2 protein-coding genes are annotated in these 2,273 nt (G+C 66.4%); both read left to right on the top strand.

The genetic code is table 11. The features are described 5' to 3' along the window. On the top strand, positions 1-1,172 hold a 1,172-nt coding region (locus ACZ7HQ_RS45165; RefSeq protein WP_471003384.1), incomplete at its 5' end, for a ParA family protein. Further along, on the top strand, positions 1,169-2,273 hold a 1,105-nt coding region (locus tag ACZ7HQ_RS45170), incomplete at its 3' end, for a ParB/RepB/Spo0J family partition protein (protein WP_471003387.1). The genes ACZ7HQ_RS45165 and ACZ7HQ_RS45170, both read left to right, overlap by 4 nt.

Here is a 2,273-nt window from a genome sequence, read left to right on the forward strand (position 1 = left end):
AGGTCCGCGCAGCCCAACACGGCACTGACATCCAGCATGCCGTCGAAGCGGGAATCACCGCATGGCGCCGACTCGGAGCCAACCTCCCCGCCGCCGACACCGGAGGCGCCAAACCGTTCGCCACCTTCCTCCCGACAGGCCAGTGGGACGAGTTCCGTGAGGCCTGCGCCTCCCGAGGAGTCTCACTCATCCAGGGACTCACGCAGTCCGTACTGTTCTGGCTCGACACCAACCCAGCCCCCGGTGTCGTCCGCCCCGAGCACCCCAAGCGGATCATCATCTGCAACCAGAAGGGCGGCGTAGGCAAGACCGCGCTCGCCGCCGGCGTCGGTGAAGCCTTCGCTGAGGACAGCGACCAGCTGCACCCCGTACGCATCTCCAAGCACTTCGCCGCAGCGCTCCTCGAGCCCGACACGGAACCGGCTTCTCCCCTCGACTACGAGGACCTCCCCGGGCTCGGACTCCGCGTGCTCCTCGTCGACTTCGACCCGCAGTGCCACCTCACCAACCAGCTCGGGCACGAGCCGCTGCCCATCGAGGGAGACTCCCTCACCAAGCACATGGCAGGTGAGGCGAAGGGCGAACTCAAGGACCTCATCGTCCCCATCGAGGACTCACGCTTCGGCGACCGGCTGCACCTGCTGCCGGCGTGCACCGACGCCTTCCTCCTCGATGTGAAGCTCTCCAGCGTCCGCGCCCGCGAAGCAGCCCTCGAACGCGTCCTGGGAACGGTCGAAGGCGACTACGACGTCGTCATCATCGACTGCCCCCCGAGCCTCGGCCTCAGCATGGACGCCGCCGCCTACTACGGACGGCGCCGCGACGGCGAAGCCCCCGGAAACTCCGGCATCCTCATCATCGTCCAGGCCGAGGACAGCTCCGCCGACGCCTACGGGCTCCTCACCAACCAGATCGAGGACCTCCGCGGCGACATGCACCTCGAACTCGACTACCTCGGCATCGTCGTCAACCACTACGACGCACGCCGCGGCTACATCGCCACCTCCTCCCTCCAATCATGGATCGACATAAAGGACCCTCGAGTCGTCGGCGTCATCGGAGACCTCAAGGAACAGAAGGAAGCCGTCCGTCTCAAGCGGCCCCTCCTCGCCTACGCCCCCCGCTGCGACCAGGCCGTCGGCATGCGCGCACTCACCAGGGAGATCTCATGAGCAAGGCAGACACCCTGCGCGCGAGTGCGTCCTTCGGACAAGCCAGGGGAGGCATCAGCGCCCGTCGCGCCGCGATCGAAGCCGCCGCCGCCGCCCCCACCGACGGCGCTCCCCCGCCCCTCAAGCTGCCTGTGGACGTCATCAGCCTCAACCCGGCCAACCCCCGGGAAGAACTGGGCGACCTGACCGACCTCGGAGCGAGCCTCCGCGACCACGGGCAGAAGACCGCCATCAGCATCATGAGCCGGTTCGCCTACCTGGAGGGCAACCCCGACCGGAAAGATGACCTTGAGGAGGGGACCAAGTACGTCGTCATCGACGGCAACACTCGCCTCGCCGCCGCCCGCGAAGCAGGCCTCACCGAGATCAAGGTGATGCTGGACGACGAACTCGGCAGCAACCCGGACGAGATCCTTGAATCCGCATTCGTCGCGAACATCCACCGCCAAGACCTCGACCCCCTCGACGAAGCAAGGGTCCTCAAGCAACTCCTTGAGATCCACAAGACACAAGAGGCGCTCGCCGCCCGCCTTCACCGATCGCAAGGGTGGGTGTCACAGCGCCTGGCACTCCTGAGCTTGACGCCGGAGCTGAAGGAGAAGCTCCAGTCCGGTGAGGAGTCCGCAGCGCTGCTGCGGCGTGTAGGGAAGAAGAAGCCCGAGGAACAGGAGGAGCACCTTCGCCAGCTCAAAGCGAAGGAACAGAGGGCTCCACGGAGGAACGCAGCACCGAAGCCCTCGGCGATCCCGGCTCCCGCTCCCCCAGCCCGGGATCATTACGCCGTAATGACGCCCGCCTCCGAGAGTGATGACAATGTGGGCGCCGGAAACCTCGCAGACGAACCCTCAGACGCGAAGCAGGGGCCCCGCGACAGCGAAGAAGCATCTCCTCCCGGGCAGTCCCGGCTGCAGGGAGAAGCCCTCATGGACGCTGCGTTCGACAAACTCGACGCCGAGCAGCGAAGTGCATTCATCCTCCGCTACTTCCAGCGCAGCGCTGGGGTCGAGGCCGTTACTGCAGACATGCGAGGCAACCTCCCTACTGAGGCGCGAAGCTCACTCGCAGACATCCTCCAGCAGGTTGCGACAGGCCTGCGCGCGG

The sequence above is a fragment of the Streptomyces sp. NPDC037290 genome (assembly GCF_055603245.1).